Raw genomic sequence first — 20,279 nt, 5'->3', positions numbered from 1 at the left:
GAAGGGCCCCGGGGTTTCCCGGGGCCCTGGCGCTGTAGCGGGGCGTCCGTCAGGACGTCGCTAGGCTACTTCGCAAACGCGTCCTCGAGCAGCTGCTTCTCTTCCTGCTGGTGCACCTTGGCCACACCGGTTGCGGTGGTGGACTGGGCGCGGCGGGAGACCCGAACCATCTCCGGCATGTCCGGGATGAGGGTGCGCAGGTGTTCGTTGTAGAACGGCCACGCGCCCTGGTTTGCTGGCTCGTCCTGGACCCAACGGATCTGCTTGGCGTTCGGGTAGTTCTTGAACGCGTCGGACAGGCGGTTGTAGGGGATGGGGTGGAGCATCTCCACGCGGACGATGGCGACGTCGTCGCGGCCGTCCTCTTCCTTCTTCTTCGCCAGCTCCCAGTAGATCTTGCCGGAGCACAGCAGGATGGTCTCCACCTTGTCGGTGTCGCCGACGACCTTGTTGCCGCGCTCGACGAAGTTCGGGTCGTCGATGACGGACTGGAAGCGGTCCACCTCGATGAAGTCAGCCGGCTGGGACACAGCCGCCTTGTTGCGCAGCATGGACTTCGGGGTGAACACGACCAGCGGGCGCTTCATCTCGCCGAGAGCCTGGCGGCGCAGCAGGTGGAAGTGGTTAGCCGGGGTGGACGGCTGGGCGATGGTCATGGAGCCCTCCGCCACGAGCTGCAGGTAGCGCTCGATGCGGGCGGAGGAGTGGTCCGGGCCCTGGCCCTCGTAGCCGTGCGGCAGCAGCGAGATCAGCGACGACAGCTCGCCCCACTTGGTCTCGGAGGAGGACAGGTACTCGTCGATGACGGTCTGGGCGCCGTTGGCGAAGTCGCCGAACTGCGCCTCCCAGGCCACCACGGCGTCCTTGTTGCCCAGGGTGTAGCCGTACTCGAAGCCCATGCCCGCGTACTCGGTCAGCGCGGAGTTGAACACCTGGAAGTGGCCGCCGCTGCCGTTCTCCTGCGCGTTGTGGTCCAGCGGGTTGTACGGCTCGGCGTTGTCCGGGTTGTACAGCACCGCGTGGCGCTGGGTGAAGGTGCCGCGCTGAGAGTCCTCGCCGGCGAGGCGGACAAACTTGCCCTGCTCAGCCAGCGAGCCGAACGCGAGGAGTTCGCCCCAGCCCCAGTCGATGTCGCCCTCGGTGAACGAGCCGCCGCGCTTCTTCAGCACGGATTTCAGGCGCTTGTTCGGCGTGAAGTCCTCCGGCAGGTTGGCGTACGCGTCGGCGAGGCGCTTGAACTGCTCCTCCGAAATGGAGGTGTCCAGACCGTGCGTGAGCTTCTGCGAGTCGGTGATGCCGGTCTGCTCGCTCGGCTTGCCCTTTTCCGCCTTGACGTCGGAGAAGACGGAATCCAGCTGGTCGTGGAAGTCCTGTGCGGCCTTCTCCGCGTCTTCCTCGGTGATGTCGCCGCGGCCGATGAGGTCCTGGGTGTAGCGGGTACGCACGGACGGGTGGGACTGGATGCGGTCGTACATGACCGGCTGGGTCACCGTCGGGTCGTCCGCCTCGTTGTGGCCGCGCAGGCGGTAGCAAATGAGGTCGATGAAGACGTCTTTGCCAAACTCGCGACGGTATTCGGTGGCCAGCTGGGCAACCCAAGCGGCTGCCTCCGGGTCGTCGCCGTTGACGTGGAATACCGGGCAGTCGAAGCCCTTGGCCAGGTCGGTGGCGTAGAAGGAGGAACGGCCGGAATCCGGCGTGGTGGTGAAGCCGATCTGGTTGTTCACCACGATGTGGATGGTGCCGCCGACGGTGTAGCCCGGCAGGCGGGACAGGTTCAGCGTCTCCTGGACAATGCCCAGGCCGGCAAAGGAGGCGTCGCCATGGAGCATGAGCGGCACGACCGGGTGGTCTTCGCGGCCCTTCTCAAACTTGATCTGGTCGGCCTTGGCGCGCGCCATACCTACCAGCACCGGGTCGACGGCCTCGAGGTGGGACGGGTTGGCGGCAAGGGAGACCTTGATCTCGCCGTCGCCGAACATCTGGATGTGCTCGCCCTCGAAGCCGAGGTGGTACTTCACGTCGCCGGAGCCGCCCTGCTGGGCCGCGCGCATGTTGCCCTCAAACTCGTTGAAGATGGTGGCAACGGGCTTGCCCACGATGTTGAACAAGACGTTGAGGCGGCCGCGGTGCGGCATGCCGATGACGACCTCTTCCAGGCCCTGGCCCGCGGCGGTGTCGATGATGGCGTCCATCAGCGGGATCAGCGTCTCGGCGCCCTCGAGGGAGAAGCGCTTCTGGCCCAGGTACTTGGTTTGCAGGAAGTTCTCGAAGGCCTCAGCGGCGTTGAGCTTCTGCAGAATGTACTTCTGTTCGGGGCCGGTCGGCTTGGGCATTCCGGCCTCGACGCGGTCGCGCAGCCACTCGCGCTCGTCGCGATCCATGATGTGGGAGTACTCGGTACCCACCTTCAGGGTGTAGGCGGCGCGCAGGCGCGACATCACCTCGCGCAGCGTCATCTGCTCCTTGCCGCCGAAGCCGCCGACGTGGAACACGCGGTCCAGGTCCCACAAGGTCAGCCCGTGGGTTTCCATGAGCAGATCGCGGGAATCCGGCTTCGCCAGGCCCGGCTGGTGCCAGTGCAGCGGGTTGGTGTCGGCGATGAGGTGGCCGCGGGAGCGGTACGCCTCGATGAGCTGCATGACGCGGGTGTCTTTGTTGATGCCGGTGTTCGGCTCGTCCTGCGCCCAACGCAGCGGAGAGAACGGGATCTCCAGGGAGCGGAAGATTTCGTCCCAGAACTTGTCGTCGATGAGTAGCTGGGAGATGTCGCGCAGGAACTCGCCGGACTCCGCGCCCTGGATCACCCGGTGATCGTACGTGGAGGTCAGGGTGACCAGCTTGCCCACGCCCAGTTCGGCGAGGCGGTCCTCGGAAGCACCGGCGAACTCGGCCGGGTAGTCCATCGCGCCGACACCGACGATGGTGCCCTGGCCCTTGGTCAGGCGGGGGATGGAGTGACGGGTGCCGATGCCGCCCGGGTTGGTCAGCTGGATGGTCACGCCGGAGAAGTCGTCCATTGTGAGCTTGCCGTCGCGGGCGCGCGCCACAATGTCTTCGTACGCGGAAACGAACTCGGCAAAAGTCTTGGTCTCGCACTCCTTGATCGCGGCGACGACCAGGGACCGGGAACCGTTCTTGCCAGGCAGGTCGATGGCGAGGCCGAGGTTGATGTGCTCCGGCTGCACCGCGAAGGACTTGTTGCCGTCCTCCTTGTAGTTCTTGTTCATGTCCGGGTGCAGCTTCGTGGCCTGGACAATCGCGTAGCCGAGGATGTGGGTGAAGGAGACCTTGCCGCCGCGGGTGCGCTTGAGGTGGTCGTTGATCAGCGCGCGGTTTTCAAACATGAGCTTGACCGGCATGTCGCGCACGGTGGTGGCGGTGGGCACCTCAAGGGACTCGTTCATGTTCTTGGCGATGGCCTTGAACGCGCCCTTGAGCTGGACCTCGCCCGGCTCGGTCTCCACTTGGGCGATCTTGTCCAGCGGGGAGGACTTCGCGGGGGCGGTGGAGCGCTTCGGCTTAGCGTCGACCTTCGCTGCGGCCTCGTCGACCTTGGTCTCGCGGCCGTCCTGGCTTGGTGCGCCGGTCGTGCGGGCGACCTTGGGGTCGGTCTTCGGAGTGCTTGCGCCCTCGTCGGAAGGGGTGACGGTGGGGGTGCCCTTCGCGGTCTTCGGAGCGCCCTTGTTCTCAAAAAGCTCGCGCCATTCGGCGTCCACCGAATTCGGGTCGTCCTTGTACTGCTGGAACATCTCGTCAACCAGCCAGCTGTTCTGGCCGAACGTGTTTTCGCTGCTCACGGCAGGTTCTCGCCTTCCTTCTACATTGATTTCGCGGAACGTCTCTTTGACTGTAATCGTCGGCGCTGGTAACGCGCTAACTTGGGTTGTTCCACTCCACGGGGTCCCCGTGATTCACCCCCGTTATCGGTTGGCAGTCCACATATGGGCATACCTTCCGCCTGCGGAGATGAGGGACTCGTGGCAGCCGTCTTCTATGATACGTCCTTCATCCACGACGAGTATGCGGTCTGCGCGCGCTGCCGTCGCCAGCCGGTGCGCCACCACCACGGAGGTGCGTCCAACCATGGCGCGGTCGGAGGCGTCCAGCACCGCGCGTTCGGTGGCGGGGTCGAGGGTGGCCGTGGCTTCGTCGAGAAGCAGCACGCTCGGCTCGAGCATCTCGGCGCGGGCGAGTGCGATGATCTGCCTCTGTCCGGAGCTCAAGCCGCGCCCGCGCTCGCCCACGCGGGCGTTGAACCCGCCGGGGATAGTGGCGATTACGCCGAGCGCGCCGATGCGTTCCACCGCCGCTTGCACCTGCGCGTCGGTGGCGCCTGGTGTGCCGTAGGCGATGTTGTCGGCGACGGTGCCGGGGAAGAGGTAGGACTCCTGCGGCACCTGCGCGAGTGCCCGGCGCCACTGCGCGAGGGGGAACTCGGCGATGTTCGTCCCCGAGGCGCGCACTTCGCCTTCCACAGGGTCGTAAAAGCGGGCCAAAAGCTTCACGACGGTCGACTTGCCCGCCCCGGTCGGACCCACCAGCGCGACGGTGGAGCCCGGCTCGAGGACGAGGTCCATGTCGGCGACGACGGGGGAATCGGGGGAGTAGCCGAAGGTGACGTCGATAAGCGAAAGCTCGCCGGCGGCCGCCTCGGAGGCACCGGCGCGGGTGCCGGTGTCGGGGACGGTGGTGCGCTCGGCCAGCAGCTCGCGGATGCGGTCGAAGCTGACGGTGGCCTGCTGCCAGGAGTCGAAGATTTGCCCGAGCTGCTGGATGGGGCCGTAGAGCTGGCCCAGGTACATGGTGAAGGCAACGAGCACGCCGACGGACAGGGTGCCGTCTGTGACGCGGGAGGCGCCGACGCCGATGATCACCGCCGTCATCACCTGAGAGACGAATTGCATGCCGGGGAAGTACAGGCCCACCAGGCGTGCGGAGCGCATGCGCAGGCGGCGGTACGTGTCGCTCATGTCGGTGAACCGAGACTCGAAGTGGGCCTGCGCGAGATGGGTCTGGGTGACGCGGATGCCGCCGATGAGTTCCGCAAATTCGCCGTTGACGGCGGAGATCTGCGCGCGGGCCTCCGCGTAGAAACGTTTGGAAAAGTGCCGGAACACCCACGTTGCCGCAACGATGACAGGCACCGCGGCGAAAGCGACAAGCGCGAGCTCGCCGTCGGTGGCCACCAGCATGACGGTCACGCCCGCGAGGGAGCCGACCGCGACGATGGCCTGGGCGAGACCCGTTTGCAGGAAGCTGGAGAGCGTATCGATGTCGGTGGTCATGCGCGTCATGATCTTGCCGGACAACCGCGACTCGAAGTATCTCAGACCCAGCTGCTGCAGGTGCGCGTAGGAGCGCAGGCGCAGCCCGTAGAGCAGCCGCTCGCCGGAGCGGGAAGACAGCACGGTCATGGCGGCCATGGACGCCCACGCCACAACCACCACGGCCAGGGCGATGAGACCGGTGCGGACCAGGCTGGCCTGGTCCGATTGCGCGATACCGCGGTCCACGGCGGCACGCACCAGGGTGGGGAACGCAAGGTCCGCCACCACGCCCACCACCAGCAGCGCGACCGTGCCGGCGATGAGCCAGCGCACCGCGCGGAACAGGTCGCGCACGTGGAACGCGCTCGACGGGGTGCGCAGCTGCTTCAGGCGGTCTTCGCTCAGCCCCGGTTGCTCCGTGGCGGCGGGGAGCCTGTCCACGCGCGCGAGCAACTCCGGGGTGGCGTTGACCGTGGACGCGCGCCCGGAGGTGGGCACGATCACCCGCTCTTGCGCCGGCGCGGTCACCTCGGGCCACAGGTCCGCCTGTGCCGGGGCTGCGGGGAGCTCCGCGGGCGCATCCGCGGACATGGTCGCGCGGTACTCGCCGCTCGCTGTCACCTCGTCGCGGGGGCCATGTTTCACGACGGCTCCGCCACGCACCACGGCCACCGTATCCGCGTGGTCCACGGTGGATTGCCGGTGCGCGACGGTCAGCACCGCGATGTCGGCCAGCGCCTCGCGCAGGTTGGCCAGGATCTGGGATTCGGTGACGGCGTCGATGGCGCTTGTCGCGTCGTCAAGCACGAGCACCTTGGGCCGCGCCATGAGCGCGCGGGCGAGTGCGATGCGCTGGCGTTGACCGCCGGACAGCGTCAGGCCGCGCTCGCCGACCTCGGTGTCGTAGCCGGCCGGCAACCGTTGGATGAACTCGTCGGCGCAGGCCAGACGAGCCGCCTCGCGCACCGCCGCGTCGAGCTCCCCGGGTGGCAGGGACGAGCCCATGGCGATGTTGTCCCGCACGGAGGAGGAGAACAAAAACGCGTCGTCGAAGACACAGACAACGTGTTCGCGAAGGGCGTGGACGCCTGGGGCGCCGCCGAGGAGCGTGACGCTGCCCGTGTCCGGCTCGTAGAAGCCGCCGGCGAGCTGCACCGCCATCGTTTTGCCCGCCCCCGGCGGGCCGACCAGCGCGACCGTCTCGCCCGGCCGGACGGTCAAGGAAAAGCCGTCGAGGACGAGGTTGCCGCCGGAGGAAAAAGAGACGTCGTTGAAGCGCAGGCCCACCGGGCCGGTGGGCGCCGGCGCAGGGGAGCCGGCAACCTCTGGGGCGAGTTTGAGCACCTCGTCCAAGCGGTCGAAGGAACTCATGCCCATCTGCAGGCGCACGTACTGGTTAGTCAGCATGGAAAGCGTCGACGTCATAGAGGTCAGGTACGCGGTAAACGCCACGAACTGGCCGATGGTGATTTGCCCGCGGATAGCCAGCGTGCCGCCGGCGATGATGGTCACCACCAGCGCCACCTTCGGCAGCTGAGAAAGCACCGGTTGGAATCGCGCGGTGAGCTTCGCGGCGCGCATCTTCACCGCGTACAGGTAGCGGCCGAGGTGATCCAACTGGTCGATCTCGCGCTGTTCTTGGCCGAACGCCTTGACCACCCGCACCCCGGAGACGGTTTGCTCCACGTGCTCCGCCAGCTCTGCGGTGGCATGCTGGTTCACCCACGTCGCCGCGTACAGCGTCTTGCGGGAGCGGTTGGCCTCCCACAGGATCAGCGGCAGCAGCGCCAGGGACATCACCGTCAGTGGCACGTCCATGCTCACCATCACCGCAAGGGTGGCTATTAGCTGCACCACCCGTGTGAGCAGCATGGGCAGGTTGGACAGCACCATCTGGTACTGGTTGAGGTCCGAGATGGAGCGGGAGACGATCTGGCCGGTGACAATCTCGTCTTGGCCTGGACCGTCCAGCCGGTGCAGGGTGCGCAGAATCTCTGTGCGCAGCCAGTGCTGCGAGGTGGTGCCGAGCCGCCCGGCTGTCACGCGGCGGATGAAGCTCAGCGCGTAGGTGGCCGCAGCGACCGCGACCATCCACCACGCAATCGAACTCACCGACCCCTCGGCGTTGCCGGTGGCGACGTCCACCGCACGGCCGGTCAGCGCCGGCACGGCTACCTGGAATACTGCGGCAAGCGCCGCCGCGATAAACGCTGCCGCCGCCGGTGCGCGGTTCGCGGCGAGGGATCGGGTGAGCAGGGAGTTAATTGTCGCTGCCGCCCTTGTCGCCGTCTTTATCCCCGTCCTTGAACACGCCGAGGATCCAGGCCGCGAACTCCTTCGGGTTCAGGCTCAGGCCCTTGCCGTCTTCGTCCTCGCCGTCCGGCTCCGGCAGCGGGGTAGCAAACCCCGCCGGTACCGCGCCCAAGCCCGACTGGACGTTGTCGATCACGCCGTCGGCAAGTTTACGGTTCGCGGTGGTGCCGGCGACGGCACCGATGCCCAGCGGCATGAGCTTGCCCAGCCAGGCACGGCGAAGGCTCTTCTGCATGGAGCGCATCGCGACGCGCTGCAACACGTTGTTGGTGTTGGCCAGCGTGGGGCCGGAGAACTTCGCCAGGGTGGATTTGCCGGGGATCTTGCCTGCGTCGTCGCCCAGCATCGCGTCCACAATCGCCAGCCCCTTCGAGCCCATCAGCAGCGACAGCACGAGCGCGCGGCGGCGCTCCGGGTCGGAGACGTCCTCGCCGCGCAGGTACGCCGACGCCACGGCGTAGAACGCCGCGAGATCCAAAAACAGCACGGATTCCCCGGCCACCGCGGCAGCACCGGTGATCAGGCCGATGCCCGGCACAGCGGCGGTTGCGCCCACACCCGCACCGGTGCCGGTGACGGTGTTTTTCAGGTGCTTATCCATGATCTGCTGGATCTCGGCGGGGGACGCGTCGGGATTCTGGCGGCGCAGCCAGTTCACATAGGTGCGGATAGTGGAGGTCTGCAGCTGCACCGCTTTATCCACGGCGTTGATGAACGCGTGGCCCAGCGGGCCAGCGTCCTTTTCCAGCTGCGACGGGTCTTCGCGCAGCGCCTGCTCGATCTCTCGGCGGACCGCGAGATCCTGGTCTTTCTTCTTCTTGCCAAACATGGTTGCCACTTTCGCTAACACAATTCGTCGATGTTTTTTACGCCGGTTCAGCATAGTTGGGTCGCGCGCTCATCCGTCTACGCTGGGTGCCATGACTGCTGCCGAGCACCCTGTCGCAGACACCACCACGGGCACGGTCCGCGGCGTGGTGGATGAGCGCTCCGGTATGCGCACGTGGCGCGGAGTGCCGTTCGGCGCCTCCACCGCCAGCACCGGCCGCTTCCGCGCACCCCAGCCTGCGGAGAGGTGGCAGGGGCTTTACGACGCCTCAAGCTTCGCCCCGCCCGCCATGCAGGGCACCTTCGGCTGGCGCGACATGGTGATCGGCACCGAAGACTGCCTGACGCTGGACATTGTGCGCCCCGATACCGACGACGAGCTACCGGTGGTGGTCTACTTCCACGGCGGCACCTTCGTCACCGGTGCAAGCCACGAGAAAGTGCTCCAAGGCCATCTGCTCAGCCGCGCCACCGACGTGGTCTACGTGTCGGTGAACTTCCGCTTGGGCGTGTTGGGGTATTTGGATTTCCGGTCCCTCGGGCACGACTGCGTGGCCACGCCCGCGCTGCTGGACCAGATCCTGGCGCTGGAGTGGGTGCGAGACAACATCGCAAACTTCGGCGGCAACCCCAACCGTGTGACCATCATGGGTGAATCCGCCGGCGGGGCGGCCGTGGTGCACCTGATGTGCGCCCCCGGCGCGCGTGGGCTGTTCCACGGCGCCGTCGCCCAGTCGCCGCCGCCCGCCAGTGTGCACTCCCGCCTGCAAGCCGCCATGTGGGTGCGAGAGTTAGTCACCCGGATGGGGCTTCCGCGCACCACTACTGTGGAGGACTTGCGCGCCACCAGCGCTGCGGAGCTAGTCCGCGCAGGCCAGTCGATGCTGCTTAACAGCAAGGAGCTCGTGCAGCTCAACACCAGCTTCATGCCCACGGTGGACGGGGAAACGCTCACCGCGCACCCGATTGACACGTTCGAGGCCGGCGAGCAGGCCGCCGTGCCGCTGATAGTGGGCACGAACTCCGACGAAGCCAGCTTCGCAAAAGCCATCTACCAAACGGCGAAGTCCCGCCAACGCGCCGCGCGCCGGGCGCTGGAGGCCTTCGATCCTGACAACGCCCAGGCGGTCCTGCGCGCCTACGGGTACGCGGGCGGGCGAGGGGACTACGCGGACCTCATCGCCGATGCCGTCTTCTGGGCCCCAACGGTTATTGTGGCCACCGCGCATCGCAGGAAGGCGCGCACGTGGATGTACCGCTTCGATTACGCCTCCGCTGCCATGCGGTGGCTTGGCCTCGGCGCGATGCACACCGCGGACCTGGGGGCGGTATTCGGCGAGCCGAACTCCACCAAGGCCTCCCGCTGGGACGTCTTCGGCGGGACCGAGGCCTTCGAGGAAGTCAGCCGCGTCATGCAGTACCACTGGGGCCGGTTTTTCCACACGGGTTCGCCGGGCGATGAGTGGCCCGTGTACGGGTTCCGTTCCGACGACAGGCCTGGGCGGGCGACCGCTGTGTTCGACAACGGTATGCATGTGGAGTGGGACCCGAAGGCGTCGCAACGCAGGGCGTGGGAGGGCTTTGACATGCGCGAGTGGGGCACCCACCGCCAGGATCTGATGGACTCCGCGGCGTCGCTGCTCGGCGCCGCGCACCCGGCGTGGGGTGACGGCTAAATCTCACGCGTGCGGGAGGATTCATAGCTAGGCTTGGGCGCGTCGTGGCCGAGCTCACCCGGAGCGCGGACACACAGCCCGACGGCGCGAAGTGGAAGGAACCACCGACATGAGCTTTTTCGAAGACATTGCTGCGGCGTTGGACCGCGACGGCATCGAGTCCCGCGTAGGCGGCGACACCATGTTTGTGCCCTTGACCGCGGAGCTGGAGATCCAGTTCGTGGAAATTGATCCGCACTTGCCCGCCGCGAATGTCTACATCGCCGCCGCAGACGTGGACGAAGACGACGAGGATTTCGAGGCCGTGCTGGTCGCGGTGGTCTTCTCCTTGGAGGACGCAGTGGCCGCGGTGGCCGAGCACATGGCCACAGACCAGGTCATCACCGTGCTGCGCGATCTGCTCGAGGGCACCGATGAGCGCATCGGCGACCTGGAGTTTTTCCAGGATCACCTCAACCCGCAGCAGGTGCGCGCCGAGGTGGGGGAGAACGCCGAGCTGCAGGTGACGATCGAGACCGTGGACGGCACACCGAGCGCCAAGGTCACCTTCGTGGCCCTGCCGGACGATTACGACGACGTGCTGGACGACGCCGAGGGTGAACTGTGGGAATCCGACGGCGATGCCGAGCTAACGGACGAGGACCGGGCCCGGCTTTTCGACGTCATCCACGACGAGGCCCTCACTGATGCCGAGCGGCTTGAGCTGGGCAGCTTCACCGACTTCGACCGGCTTTTCGACGTGCTCTCGCTCGCCGCCGACCAGGCCGAGGACTGGGAATCGCAGCTCCTGCCCGTCGACGACGACTTCGACGAGCCGGAGGTCTACGACCTGTTTGGCCAGGACGACGAAGACGATGATGACGATGAGGACGATGAAGAGGACGGCCAGGAGGGCGAGGACGACGAGGACTTCAACCTCGATCTCGCTGGCGATACGGATGCGGCCTCGTTCGACGGCGACAATTTGGATGACTTCGGCGACGAGGACTTCGCACACGACATCGTCACAAACTCCGCCACCAACTCCGACACCAGCGCCGCCGGTAACGATGGCGGCAACGAAGGCGGCACCGAAGGCGTGCCGGGCATTGACGAGGACGACAGCAGCGACGCCGCCCGGGGCTAGCCGCACATCCTGGCGTTACGCCGCGCTGAGTCCCTCGAACATGGAGGACGGTGACGCGATCGGTGCGAACGTCCCGTCCACCAGCCACACGTAGTTCGCCGCGTGGGTGCCGGCCAGTTCGTGCACCGCGTGCGTGCAATCCTCTGGAATGAGGGCCCGCACCCACGCCTCAGTGAGCGCGGAATCCATGACCGCGCCGGTGGCGTCGGCGATGCGGACCTCAATCAGGTACGCCGGAACCTGCTCTTCGCCATACCCCTGTATCCGCGCCCGAGCCCGCGGGCCGACCCGCCTGCGTGTTACAGCCAGGGTGAGCTGCGGCCCGTTGGCCACGCGTGGGAGGGTGAGCACCGGGGGACGCCAGGCGGCCGTCGGCCGCGACAGCGAGCGCGGGTGGTGCATGACAGCGTGCACGGACGCGATGGCCTCCGGGTGCTCCTCGCGAATTACGTGAGCCAGGGATTCCGGGGTGGAGGGATAGGACTGGGGGTGGCGGCTGACACTGCGCAGTGGATTCTTCGTGGTGAACTTCATGGCGCTCACACTATGAAGCCCTCCGACACCAACGCCCGCCCATTCGAACACACAAACGAATAGGTGTGCGCTGCCTGGCGCTTTACAGGCCACTCCGGTGGGGAGGTACCCTGGCCAGCAATGAACGCCGACACCCCAGCTCAACCAGCAGTACAACCGAACAGTGAGCCGAAGATTCCACGCGCAATCTGGGTGCTCGTCGGCGCAGCATTCATCATCGCCCTAGGGTATGGGTTGATCGCCCCGGTGCTTCCACAGTTCGCAGGAAGCTTCGGGGTGTCCATGGCCGCGGCGGGAGCGGTGATCTCGGCCTTTGCGCTGGCCAGACTTCTGGGTGCGCCGGGTGCTGGTGTGCTGGTGGATAAGCTCGGCTCCCGTCCGATCTACCTCACGGGTTTGCTCATCGTCGCGGTGTCCACCTTCTTCGTCGCGTTCGCGCAGGCCTACTGGCAGATTCTCACGCTTCGCTTCATCGCCGGTTTCGGCTCAACCATGTTCACGTTGTCGGCCCAAGCCCTGATCGTCCGCGTAACCCACCCGAGCATCCGCGGCCGGGCCAACGCGTTGTACGCCTCCGCGTTTTTGGTGGGCAACATTGTCGGCCCCGTCATCGGCGCCGCGTTGTCCTTCCTCGGTTTCCGCGCGCCATTTGTCATCTACGGCCTGGCCGTGGCGGCCGCCGCCGTCGCCGTCGGCGTGCTCACCCAGCCGAAACCCGGCGGCGAAGCGCTCCCCGCCGCGAAGCCGAAGATGCACCTGCGCCAGGCGTGGCGCGCTCCTACGTACCGGGCGCTGCTGGTCGCTGGCTTCACCAACGGCTTCGTCAACATGGGCGCGCGCGTGGCAATCCTGCCGCTGTTCGCCGCCTCCGTCTTTGCCCGCGGCGGCGCGGCCGCCGGCTTTGCGCTCACCGCGTTCGCCTTCGGAATGGCCGTCACGCTGCAGTTCTCCGGCCGCCTCGCTGACAGCCTCGGCCGCCGCCCGCTCGTTGCCGCAGGCCTAGCCACCTCCGGCGTGTTTACCGCGCTGCTGGGTAGTGCCACCAGTGTGTGGCCGCTGATCATCCTCTCGGTGGCAGCGGGCATCGGCTCTGGTCTGATGAGCCCTGCCACCCAGGCCTCACTCGCGGATATCATCGGCAACGAGCGCTCCGGCGGTACAGTGCTGTCCACCTACCAAATGACCCAGGATGCCGGTACGATCCTCGCACCGCTGCTCATCGGCGCGGTTGCGGAGGCAGCAGGCTTCCAGGCCGCGTTCGGCGTGTGTGGGGCCGTGTGCGCCGCCGCCTTGATCGTCTGGCTCACCGCCGGGAAGGAAACGAAGCTATGAGAGTCATCTTGGACTGCGACCCGGGCATCGACGACACCTACGCCATCATCTTCCTCACCGCCGCGGCACAGGCAGGGCTGATCGAGCTCGATTGCGTAACGACGACCTCCGGCAACGCCCCCGCCGACCAATGCGCCCGCAACGCAGCGTGGGTCCTGGGGCTGTGCGGGCTGCCCATCATTCCGCTCGCCGCGGGTGTGCCGGAGCCGCTTGAGGTGGATCTGACCACCACGCCGGAAACCCACGGCGACACGGGCCTGGGCTATGCCACCGCCCCCGAGCGGCACGTGGAGCACGACTGGGACGCGCTGTGGATCGACTCCATCGCGCGCGGCACCGACGACCTGCACCTCATTGTCACCGGCCCTTTGACCAGCCTGGCCGCCTTTGCGCACACCCACCCGGAGCACTTTGCCAAGCTCAAGCACATCACCGTGATGGGTGGGGCGGTGCACTACCCGGGTAACACCACGCCGAGTGCGGAGTGGAACTTCTGGGTGGACCCGCACGCCGCTGCGGACGTGTTCGCGCTGACGCCCACCCCGATCACCCTGTGCTCGCTGGGTGTGACTGAGAAGATGGTGCTTAAACCGGAAGCGTTGGCGGAGCTCGTCGATAGGCTAGGCGGCTCGCCTGTTGCCGAGCATTTGGAGGCGATCACCCGCTTCTACTTCGAGTTTCACCAGGACGTCGGGGAGGGGTACCAGGCGCAGATCCATGACCTGCTCACTGTGCTCATCGCCTTGGACTTGGTGGACTACCAGTCCACGGAGACCACCGTGGCCGTCGAGGCTGATTCGGAACTCATGCGCGGCACGTCCGTGGCAGACCTGCGCGGCATCTGGGAGCGCGAGCCCAACGCGTGCCTGGTCACCGAGGCTGACGTCGAGGCCGCCTGGGAACGCTTCGGGTGGGCCTGCGACGTGCACGCGAAGGTCGCCGCCGGCGACGCCGAGATCGAGGAGCTGCGCCACCTGCGCGCGGATGACTAGGACGTGGTGGTAGCGCACCGCCTGCTACACTGCCCAACCGATAGCCCAGCCGAGGTGACATAGGCGCGGGCTGAATTTTCCTGTTTCCCGCGCACCACTCGGAGCACCTATGTCGCACACCACCAACCCGGCCCTTCAGAAGGCCGAATGGACCCCCGCCCGCCGCGCACTCGCTATCGCGGGCGCCGTATGTATCGCCGCTACCTGGCTGTACTTCGTCCTCGTTCACCCGGCGGACTGGGACCAGGTCACCGGCTCCGGGGCCGGTATTGCGCTGCTGGCCGGTTACGGCATCGGCACCGCGCTGCTGCTCGCCGCCGTGATCCCCGTGCTGCCGGCGCGCACGCTGGGGCTGATCCCGATCGCGATCATCATCAACTCCGTCGTTGGGGAGATCGTCGGCTCCATCGGCCTGCCGCTGTACCTGGACTCCGTGGGCACAGTGCTGGTCGCCGCGCTCGCCGGGCCAGTCGCCGGCATGGCCACTGGCGCGCTCAACAACGTGGTGTGGGGCCTGCTTAACCCGGCGGCCCTGCCGTTCGCGGCCGGTGCCGCACTCGTGGGTTGGCTCGCCGGTGTGTTCATCCATCGCTTCAACGCGTTCCGCAACTTGGCCACCGTGATCGGCTTCGGCATCGTTTTGGGCATCGTCGGCGGCATGGTTGCCGCACCTGTGGCCGCCTATGTCTACGGCGGCACCGCTGGTGTGGGCACCGGTGCGCTGGTCAGCCTGTTCCGCGAGATGGGCGGCTCGCTCATTGCGTCCGTGACCACCCAGGCGTTCATCTCGGACCCGGTGGACAAGGTGATTGTCATGCTGGTGGCGTACTTCACCGTAAAGGCGTTGCCGAACCGCACCGTCGCCGCTTTCGCGCCGAAGACGGCCAACCAGGCCAACGCGGCGAAGGCAACCGCACCCACCACCGCCGCGTAACCCGTGTCCCGCATCCAGCCGCGACTGAACCCGCTGACCGCGTTGGTCATCGGCGCGTCCGGCTGGATTCTCGTGCTAGGGCTGAACTCGCCTGCAGCATCGCTGACCGTGCTCGTAATTGCCCTGCTCGCGGGCACCTGGCGTACGCGCAACCCATCTCTTGTGGCAGCGACCGCATTACTCGCCGCGCCCGTCGCTGCGTCGATGTTGCTCATCCACGCCCCGTATGGTGAGCACCGCATCGCCCCGCTGCTCACCTCCGACGGGCTCGCGGATGCCGCCCACCTCACCGCCCGCTTCACCGCGCTCATCGCCTGCCTCATGGCCGCCGTGGCCTGGATGCGTACGCCGGACCTGGCCAAGGCGCTCCAAGCAACCCGGGGCGGCAACCGGATCGGCTACATCGCGGGCACCACGCTCCAGCTCGGACCGCAGGGTGCCCAGCGCATCCGCGCCACTCGGGACGCGAACCGTCTGAAGCAGCGTTCGATCACGGCCAAAACGGTCGTTCCGAACCTCATCATGCCCGTGCTCACTGAATTGCTCACCCAAGCGGGCGCCCGCGGCCAGGCGCTGGAGACCGCGGGGTACGACCTCACCGGGCGTCGCACCGTCCTGCGCCCGGTGCACGACAGCTCGGCACAACGCGCCGCGCGCATCCTTACCCCGCTTGCCTGCCTGGCGGTGGTCGTATGGATCTAACGCTGCTACGCACAACGCTCGAGCAACACCGCACGGTCCAGGTCATCGGCAACTCTGGCGCGGGCCTGACCACGCTCGCCGCTCAGGTCCACCGCGAGTGGCCCGGTGCCGCCGTGGTGCAACAAGACGCAACCGCGCACGTGTCCTATCTTCGCGACACCGTGATAGAAGAGGTCGCGCTCGGCCTCGAACAGCGCGGCACGCCCGTCCCCGAGATGCGGCGCCGCTGCGAAGCCGTCCTGCAAGCCGCAGGCCTGGCCCCGCTCGCCGAGCGTCACCCCGCGCAACTGTCCGGCGGCCAGACTCGTCGATTAGCAATCGCGTCCGTCGCCGTCTTAGAACCGGAGCTGCTGCTTCTCGACGACCCCTTCGCCGGCCTCGATCCCACCTCCGCACGCTCCATTATCCGCCTCCTCGACGCACTTCCGTCGCGCATCGTGGTCCTGGGCAATCGCCCCCGTTTCGACTCAGCCAAGCTCTCGCTTATCGACGGCATCCTGTCTCCCACGCCCCTTCCCACCCACGAACCCAGCCATCCCCCACGCGTGGAAGCGTCCGGCGATCCCATCGACCTCGGCGAAATTACCGCCACCCGCGGCGGCGCGCCCCGCAAGTGGTGGCAGTTTCGTGCCACCGAGCAGCCCACCTTCACCGCTGGTCCGATCCATTTGACCGTGCGGCCCGGCGCAGCATTGTGGCTGCGCGGCGACAACGGCGCCGGCAAGACCACACTCCTGCGTGCCATGGCCGGCCTGGACGGCAACCCCGGTCTGGAGCAGACCCGCGGCCTGCCGGTCTCACTGGCCCTGCAGCGCGCCGCCGACCAACTCGCCGAGTCCACGGTGGGGCAGTTCGTCGGCGACGCGGATGCCGCAGCCGCCCTCGGCCTCGACCCGGAGACCCACCCCCTCGACCTGCCCGCCGCGCACCTGCGCCTTGCTCAGCTCGCCCAGGTGTTCGCCCAAAACCGTCCGCTCGTGCTTCTCGACGAACCCGACGTCGGCCTCGACGCCCCCTCCCGCGACCGTGCGCACGCGCTGATCGCCGCGGGTCTACATCGCGGACAGGCTGTGATCTTCACCTGCCACGACACCTCCTTCGCCGCGGAGGTGGGGGAGTACGCGGTGATGAGTAACTCGGAGCTGAGGTCATTTCCTCTATTTCGGCAGTTCTGAGTCCTTCTTCGCGTTCTTCCGGACGACGTGGCCAGGGGATCGGTGGAGCTCTGCATTCTTCTCAGCGTTGGTCGAATCCTCGAGGCTTGAACGCTTGTTGGCCGTCAGCGCCTTAAAAAGCTGTGGTGCAACCGGCTCATCCAAGGTTAAATTCATGACGACGACGTCGAGCAGGTCGTTGTTGTTGCCCGGCATGTGGCGTTCCTTCGCGTGCGTCGCTTTAGCCTGTCCGAGGTAGTAGAACTCCAGACCGTCCGCGTCCTCTCGTTTTACGAATAGATGTAATTCTGCTGAACCGTTGAGTATTGGTTGGAGTTCCTTGCTTTCGAGCGTCCGATTGTTCCTGGAGAACCATTGCATTGTGGATTGATCGATGAAGGTGTCCTCGTACCGGTGGCTCGCTACGACGTCTGCATCCTTGTGGTAAGTAACAAAGATTGGGCAGGTGTGAGTCGCCGCGTCGACAGCGTATCCGTAAATGGTGGATTCTCTGTTGCGTTGCCAGTTGAGCAGACGGGCAGCGTCTTTGCGGGTGTAAGTCTTTCCACGGACGAAGCTATCCGCCCTGGCGTACTGACGTCTGTTAATATGCAGCCCGGTTTCGATGAGATCGTCAACATGAGATCTAAAGCTGGTGGCCGGATGCGGGTGGTCTGCATCGTAGGAGTAGTACAGTTCCGCAAACCGGTTACCAAGCCGGAAGATGTCGTCTACGCGAACGACGAGAGGTCTGCCGCCATAACGCTCAGCAGTCGTGTCCTGGAACCAATGCAGATTCAAAACGAGCTCCACCGAGCGCAACACCGTGTTTGAGGTATCGAGGTTGCTGGAATACTCGTTGAGCGCCGTGCTGTACTCGTCGGCAGAAACCTTCCCCTGTGGGCCGCGTTTTAAAAGCTCGTTAAGCAGGAGTAGTTCCTGCGGCCGTTTTCCATTCAGCAGCTCCGCGGCTATAAATGAGAGGAATCCATCCTCGTCGGGCGAGGGAGCGACGTCTACCTCTTTCAGCTTGTGCAGCAACGCCCAGTAATTCCGTGTGTACTGGTCTGTCGCACAGAGCACCGTTGGATCGAGGAGTTCGTGGTGGAAGAAGTCAATCAGCCGCGGAATTCGACCAAGCCGATACTTCAACTCCGCGATCGATTCACGCTTGGCCTTCACGCCGGTGATGCGAGCCTTGCGGAGAGATTCGAGAATTCTGTTCGCAGAAACCCTGTCAAAGCTCACTGTTGAGGCGCCGGCTTTGGGCCGCGGATCGTTCACGTCGTCGAGAATTTTTGGTTTATGCCCTGACCTGTTTCCTGTTAATGCAATCGCGATCAGGTAGTTATTTGCGTAATTGCCAATGAAGTCGATCACTCGTAGGGAATGTTTTCCAGCCGATTTCCGTAGCCCCCTGCCCAACTGTTGCGTAAAGATGATGGAGGATTCGGTGCTGCGGAGCAGGACAATCACATTTACGGATGGAATGTCGATGCCCTCATTGAAAATATCCACGGTGAAGATGTAGTCCAGTTCGCCGTTTTCCAACTGCGCTACTACCGTTTCACGTTCCTCAACCGTGTCTGCACCGGACAGGCTACGTGTTCGCAACCGCCGCCCGTGCACCTCGCGTGTCGACAGTGACTCCGCGAGAATTCGAGACTCCTCATTGCTGCTGCAGAACACGAGGCCTTTGGTCCCCTCTGCGAAGGAATACTTCTGTAGAGCGTCCGCAATATGGTCGACGCGACTGTCGGCGGTCAGATCTTTGAGTTTGGATTTATCACCGATCGACCCCTGCGCCGATTCGTAATCGGCAATGCCGTAGTAATCGAACGGCACGAGCATTCGATTCTCTAGGGCGCCTTCGAGGCGAATCTCGTAAGGAACGTTGTATTCGAAAAGCTCGAAGACGTTAAAGCCGTCAGTTCTCTCGGGTGTAGCTGTCAGCCCCAGCGCGAACTGGGGGCGGAAGTGATTTAAAACAGAGCGATATGATTCAGCGCCTGAGCGGTGCACTTCATCAATGATGATCATGTCGAACTGCAGAGGAGAGATTTCCGCTAGGTTCTCTTTTCGCGAGAGTGATTGAATCGTTGCAAACACGAGCGGCTTGTGAACTTCTCGACGTTGCCCTACGTAGAAACCGATCTGAGACTCATCAATTTCCAGGACTCTAGAGAATTCCTCAGCGGCCTTCTTAAGAATCTGTTCTCGGTGCGCGATGAACAGGGTTCTCATCGGCTTCAGTTGACGCGTTGCAAGAGCCGCGAGAATGGTTTTACCTGTGCCGGTAGCCGAGATGATCAGCGCACGTTTCTCTCCTGAATCAACTACTTGTTGGAGCTGTTCTAGGGCTTCTACCTGCATCAGATTCGGCAGAATCTTCTCGCCCTCGGGTGAGACTTCGAGGGGCTGCGTCTCAGTGAAAACAATTGTGCGGGTGGCGCGCCTCTGCTCGTATTGGCGGATCCACTCTTCGGTCAGCGGAATAGCTTTCTCGATGTGCTTGACTACCCCATCGTGAAACTGCATCGCGATGTTGCCGTTACGGTGCGAGGAAACCCGAATGTTCCACTCTTGATTCTCCGTTAATGCGTATCGCGTCAGATTCGAGCTCCCGACGAGGGCAGTGACGTGGTCACCGTGACTGAAAATGTATCCCTTCGCGTGGTGCACGTAGTCCGCCATGACGTAGGCATCAACGTTTTCCAGGGTGAGCAGCTCTCTGAGCGCTGCTGGCTCATTAAAGTCTTGGTAGGAGGACGTGATGATTGTTCCTCTGCCCTGGAACTCAATGAGCTGCTGCTTTAATGCCCCAATGCCGTCGGCTGTTACGAATGCGACGGAAAAGACGTAGCTGTCTGCGAACTCAAGCTCGTTTTTTAGCGCCTCGTACATCGAGTTTGAGTCGCTATTGGTGATGAGCTCCGGGTTTTCTAGCTTGTTCGCCAGAACGGTTTCGTCAATAAACCCGTATTCGAGATCACGTTGAAGCGATGAGAGCGCTGATTTCATTTATCTTGCCGCACGCGTTGGACCGTTTCGATGTCCGCTGGCGCCCACTCCAGCGCGTCAAGCTCAGACCTGGGCACCCAGCGGACTTGCTCATGCTCGAAGAGCGTTGGAGTGCCAGAGCGTAGCTTGCAGTAGTAGGTGGTCAGGTTGATGACTGCAGACCCGGTATCGTGCTTGCTTGTCACGATCTTGTCGAGAACCTCGACCTCAATGCTGAGCTCTTCAACGAGTTCGCGCTTCAGCGCTTGTTCCGGTGTTTCTCCGGACTCGATTTTGCCGCCGGGAAACTCCCACAAGCCGCCCATCGACCTGCCTGGCCCACGTTGTGCGGTGAACACCAGGTCACCATCTAGGATCACTGCTCCCACCACATCGATGATTTTGGTCATGTAGATAT

Annotated in this window: 12 protein-coding genes and 1 pseudogene; 7 read left to right on the top strand and 6 right to left on the bottom strand. The window is 64.9% G+C overall.

What is annotated here, in order from left to right:
* Positions 1 to 65 precede the first annotated feature (65 nt).
* The 3 genes from HMA55_RS06990 to HMA55_RS06980 form a co-directional block, all read right to left on the bottom strand.
* Positions 66 to 3,800 (bottom strand): multifunctional oxoglutarate decarboxylase/oxoglutarate dehydrogenase thiamine pyrophosphate-binding subunit/dihydrolipoyllysine-residue succinyltransferase subunit, encoded by a 3,735-nt coding sequence (locus HMA55_RS06990; protein WP_181192348.1) that lies wholly within the window; start codon positions 3,798 to 3,800, stop codon positions 66 to 68.
* A gap of 123 nt (positions 3,801 to 3,923) precedes the next feature.
* On the bottom strand, positions 3,924 to 7,565 hold the full coding sequence (locus HMA55_RS06985) for an ABC transporter ATP-binding protein (protein WP_257802486.1): 3,642 nt from the start codon (positions 7,563 to 7,565) through the stop codon (positions 3,924 to 3,926).
* On the bottom strand, positions 7,531 to 8,412 hold the full coding sequence (locus tag HMA55_RS06980; RefSeq protein WP_235961844.1) for an EcsC family protein: 882 nt from the start codon (positions 8,410 to 8,412) through the stop codon (positions 7,531 to 7,533). Before HMA55_RS06980 ends, HMA55_RS06985 begins: the two co-directional genes overlap by 35 nt.
* 91 nt (positions 8,413 to 8,503) lie before the next feature.
* Here HMA55_RS06980 and HMA55_RS06975 point away from each other — a divergent pair, with 91 nt between their 5' ends.
* Together HMA55_RS06975 and HMA55_RS06970 are read left to right on the top strand one after the other, a co-directional pair.
* Positions 8,504 to 10,087, top strand: a complete 1,584-nt coding sequence (locus HMA55_RS06975) for a carboxylesterase/lipase family protein (protein ID WP_181192346.1) — start codon at positions 8,504 to 8,506, stop codon at positions 10,085 to 10,087.
* A 109-nt stretch (positions 10,088 to 10,196) separates the two neighbouring features.
* A pseudogene (locus HMA55_RS06970) lies at positions 10,197 to 10,997 on the top strand (hypothetical protein); the annotation flags it as partial.
* Positions 10,998 to 11,228: 231 nt separating this feature from the next.
* On the opposite strand, the gene HMA55_RS06965 reads toward HMA55_RS06970, so the two are convergent.
* Positions 11,229 to 11,747, bottom strand: a complete 519-nt coding sequence (locus tag HMA55_RS06965; protein WP_181192344.1) for a hypothetical protein — start codon at positions 11,745 to 11,747, stop codon at positions 11,229 to 11,231.
* Positions 11,748 to 11,867: 120 nt separating this feature from the next.
* On the opposite strand from HMA55_RS06965, the gene HMA55_RS06960 reads away from it, so the two are divergent.
* The 5 genes from HMA55_RS06960 (at position 11,868) to HMA55_RS06940 (ending at position 16,882) form a co-directional block, all read left to right on the top strand.
* Positions 11,868 to 13,079, top strand: a complete 1,212-nt coding sequence (locus HMA55_RS06960) for an MFS transporter (RefSeq protein ID WP_181192343.1) — start codon at positions 11,868 to 11,870, stop codon at positions 13,077 to 13,079.
* Positions 13,076 to 14,071 (top strand): nucleoside hydrolase, encoded by a 996-nt coding sequence (locus HMA55_RS06955; protein WP_181192342.1) that lies wholly within the window; start codon positions 13,076 to 13,078, stop codon positions 14,069 to 14,071. The genes HMA55_RS06960 and HMA55_RS06955 overlap by 4 nt, the downstream gene beginning before the upstream one ends.
* Positions 14,072 to 14,180: 109 nt before the next feature.
* The gene (locus HMA55_RS06950; RefSeq protein ID WP_219910464.1) at positions 14,181 to 15,005 is read left to right on the top strand and encodes an ECF transporter S component; all 825 of its coding nucleotides are present in this window, start codon (positions 14,181 to 14,183) and stop codon (positions 15,003 to 15,005) included.
* Between the two features lie 3 nt (positions 15,006 to 15,008).
* Positions 15,009 to 15,707: an energy-coupling factor transporter transmembrane component T gene (locus HMA55_RS06945; RefSeq protein WP_257802471.1), complete on the top strand. Its 699-nt coding sequence runs from the start codon at positions 15,009 to 15,011 to the stop codon at positions 15,705 to 15,707.
* Entirely contained in the window at positions 15,698 to 16,882 is a 1,185-nt protein-coding gene (locus HMA55_RS06940; RefSeq protein ID WP_181192341.1) for an ATP-binding cassette domain-containing protein, read from the top strand. Before HMA55_RS06945 ends, HMA55_RS06940 begins: the two co-directional genes overlap by 10 nt.
* Here the strand turns inward: HMA55_RS06940 and HMA55_RS06935 are convergent.
* Both HMA55_RS06935 and HMA55_RS06930 read right to left on the bottom strand, forming a co-directional pair.
* Positions 16,865 to 19,882, bottom strand: a complete 3,018-nt coding sequence (locus HMA55_RS06935; protein WP_181192340.1) for a DEAD/DEAH box helicase — start codon at positions 19,880 to 19,882, stop codon at positions 16,865 to 16,867. The two genes, HMA55_RS06940 and HMA55_RS06935, sit on opposite strands and share 18 nt — an antisense overlap.
* On the bottom strand, positions 19,879 to 20,271 hold the full coding sequence (locus tag HMA55_RS06930; RefSeq protein ID WP_181192339.1) for a (deoxy)nucleoside triphosphate pyrophosphohydrolase: 393 nt from the start codon (positions 20,269 to 20,271) through the stop codon (positions 19,879 to 19,881). The genes HMA55_RS06935 and HMA55_RS06930 overlap by 4 nt, the downstream gene beginning before the upstream one ends.
* Between the last annotated feature and the right edge of the window lie 8 nt (positions 20,272 to 20,279).

The sequence above is a fragment of the Corynebacterium wankanglinii genome (genome assembly GCF_013601005.1).
In the GTDB taxonomy this organism is placed as follows: Bacteria; Actinomycetota; Actinomycetes; order Mycobacteriales; family Mycobacteriaceae; genus Corynebacterium; species Corynebacterium wankanglinii.
The sequence above is the reverse complement of the archived record's forward strand: the minus strand, read 5'-3'. Positions and strand labels throughout refer to the sequence as shown.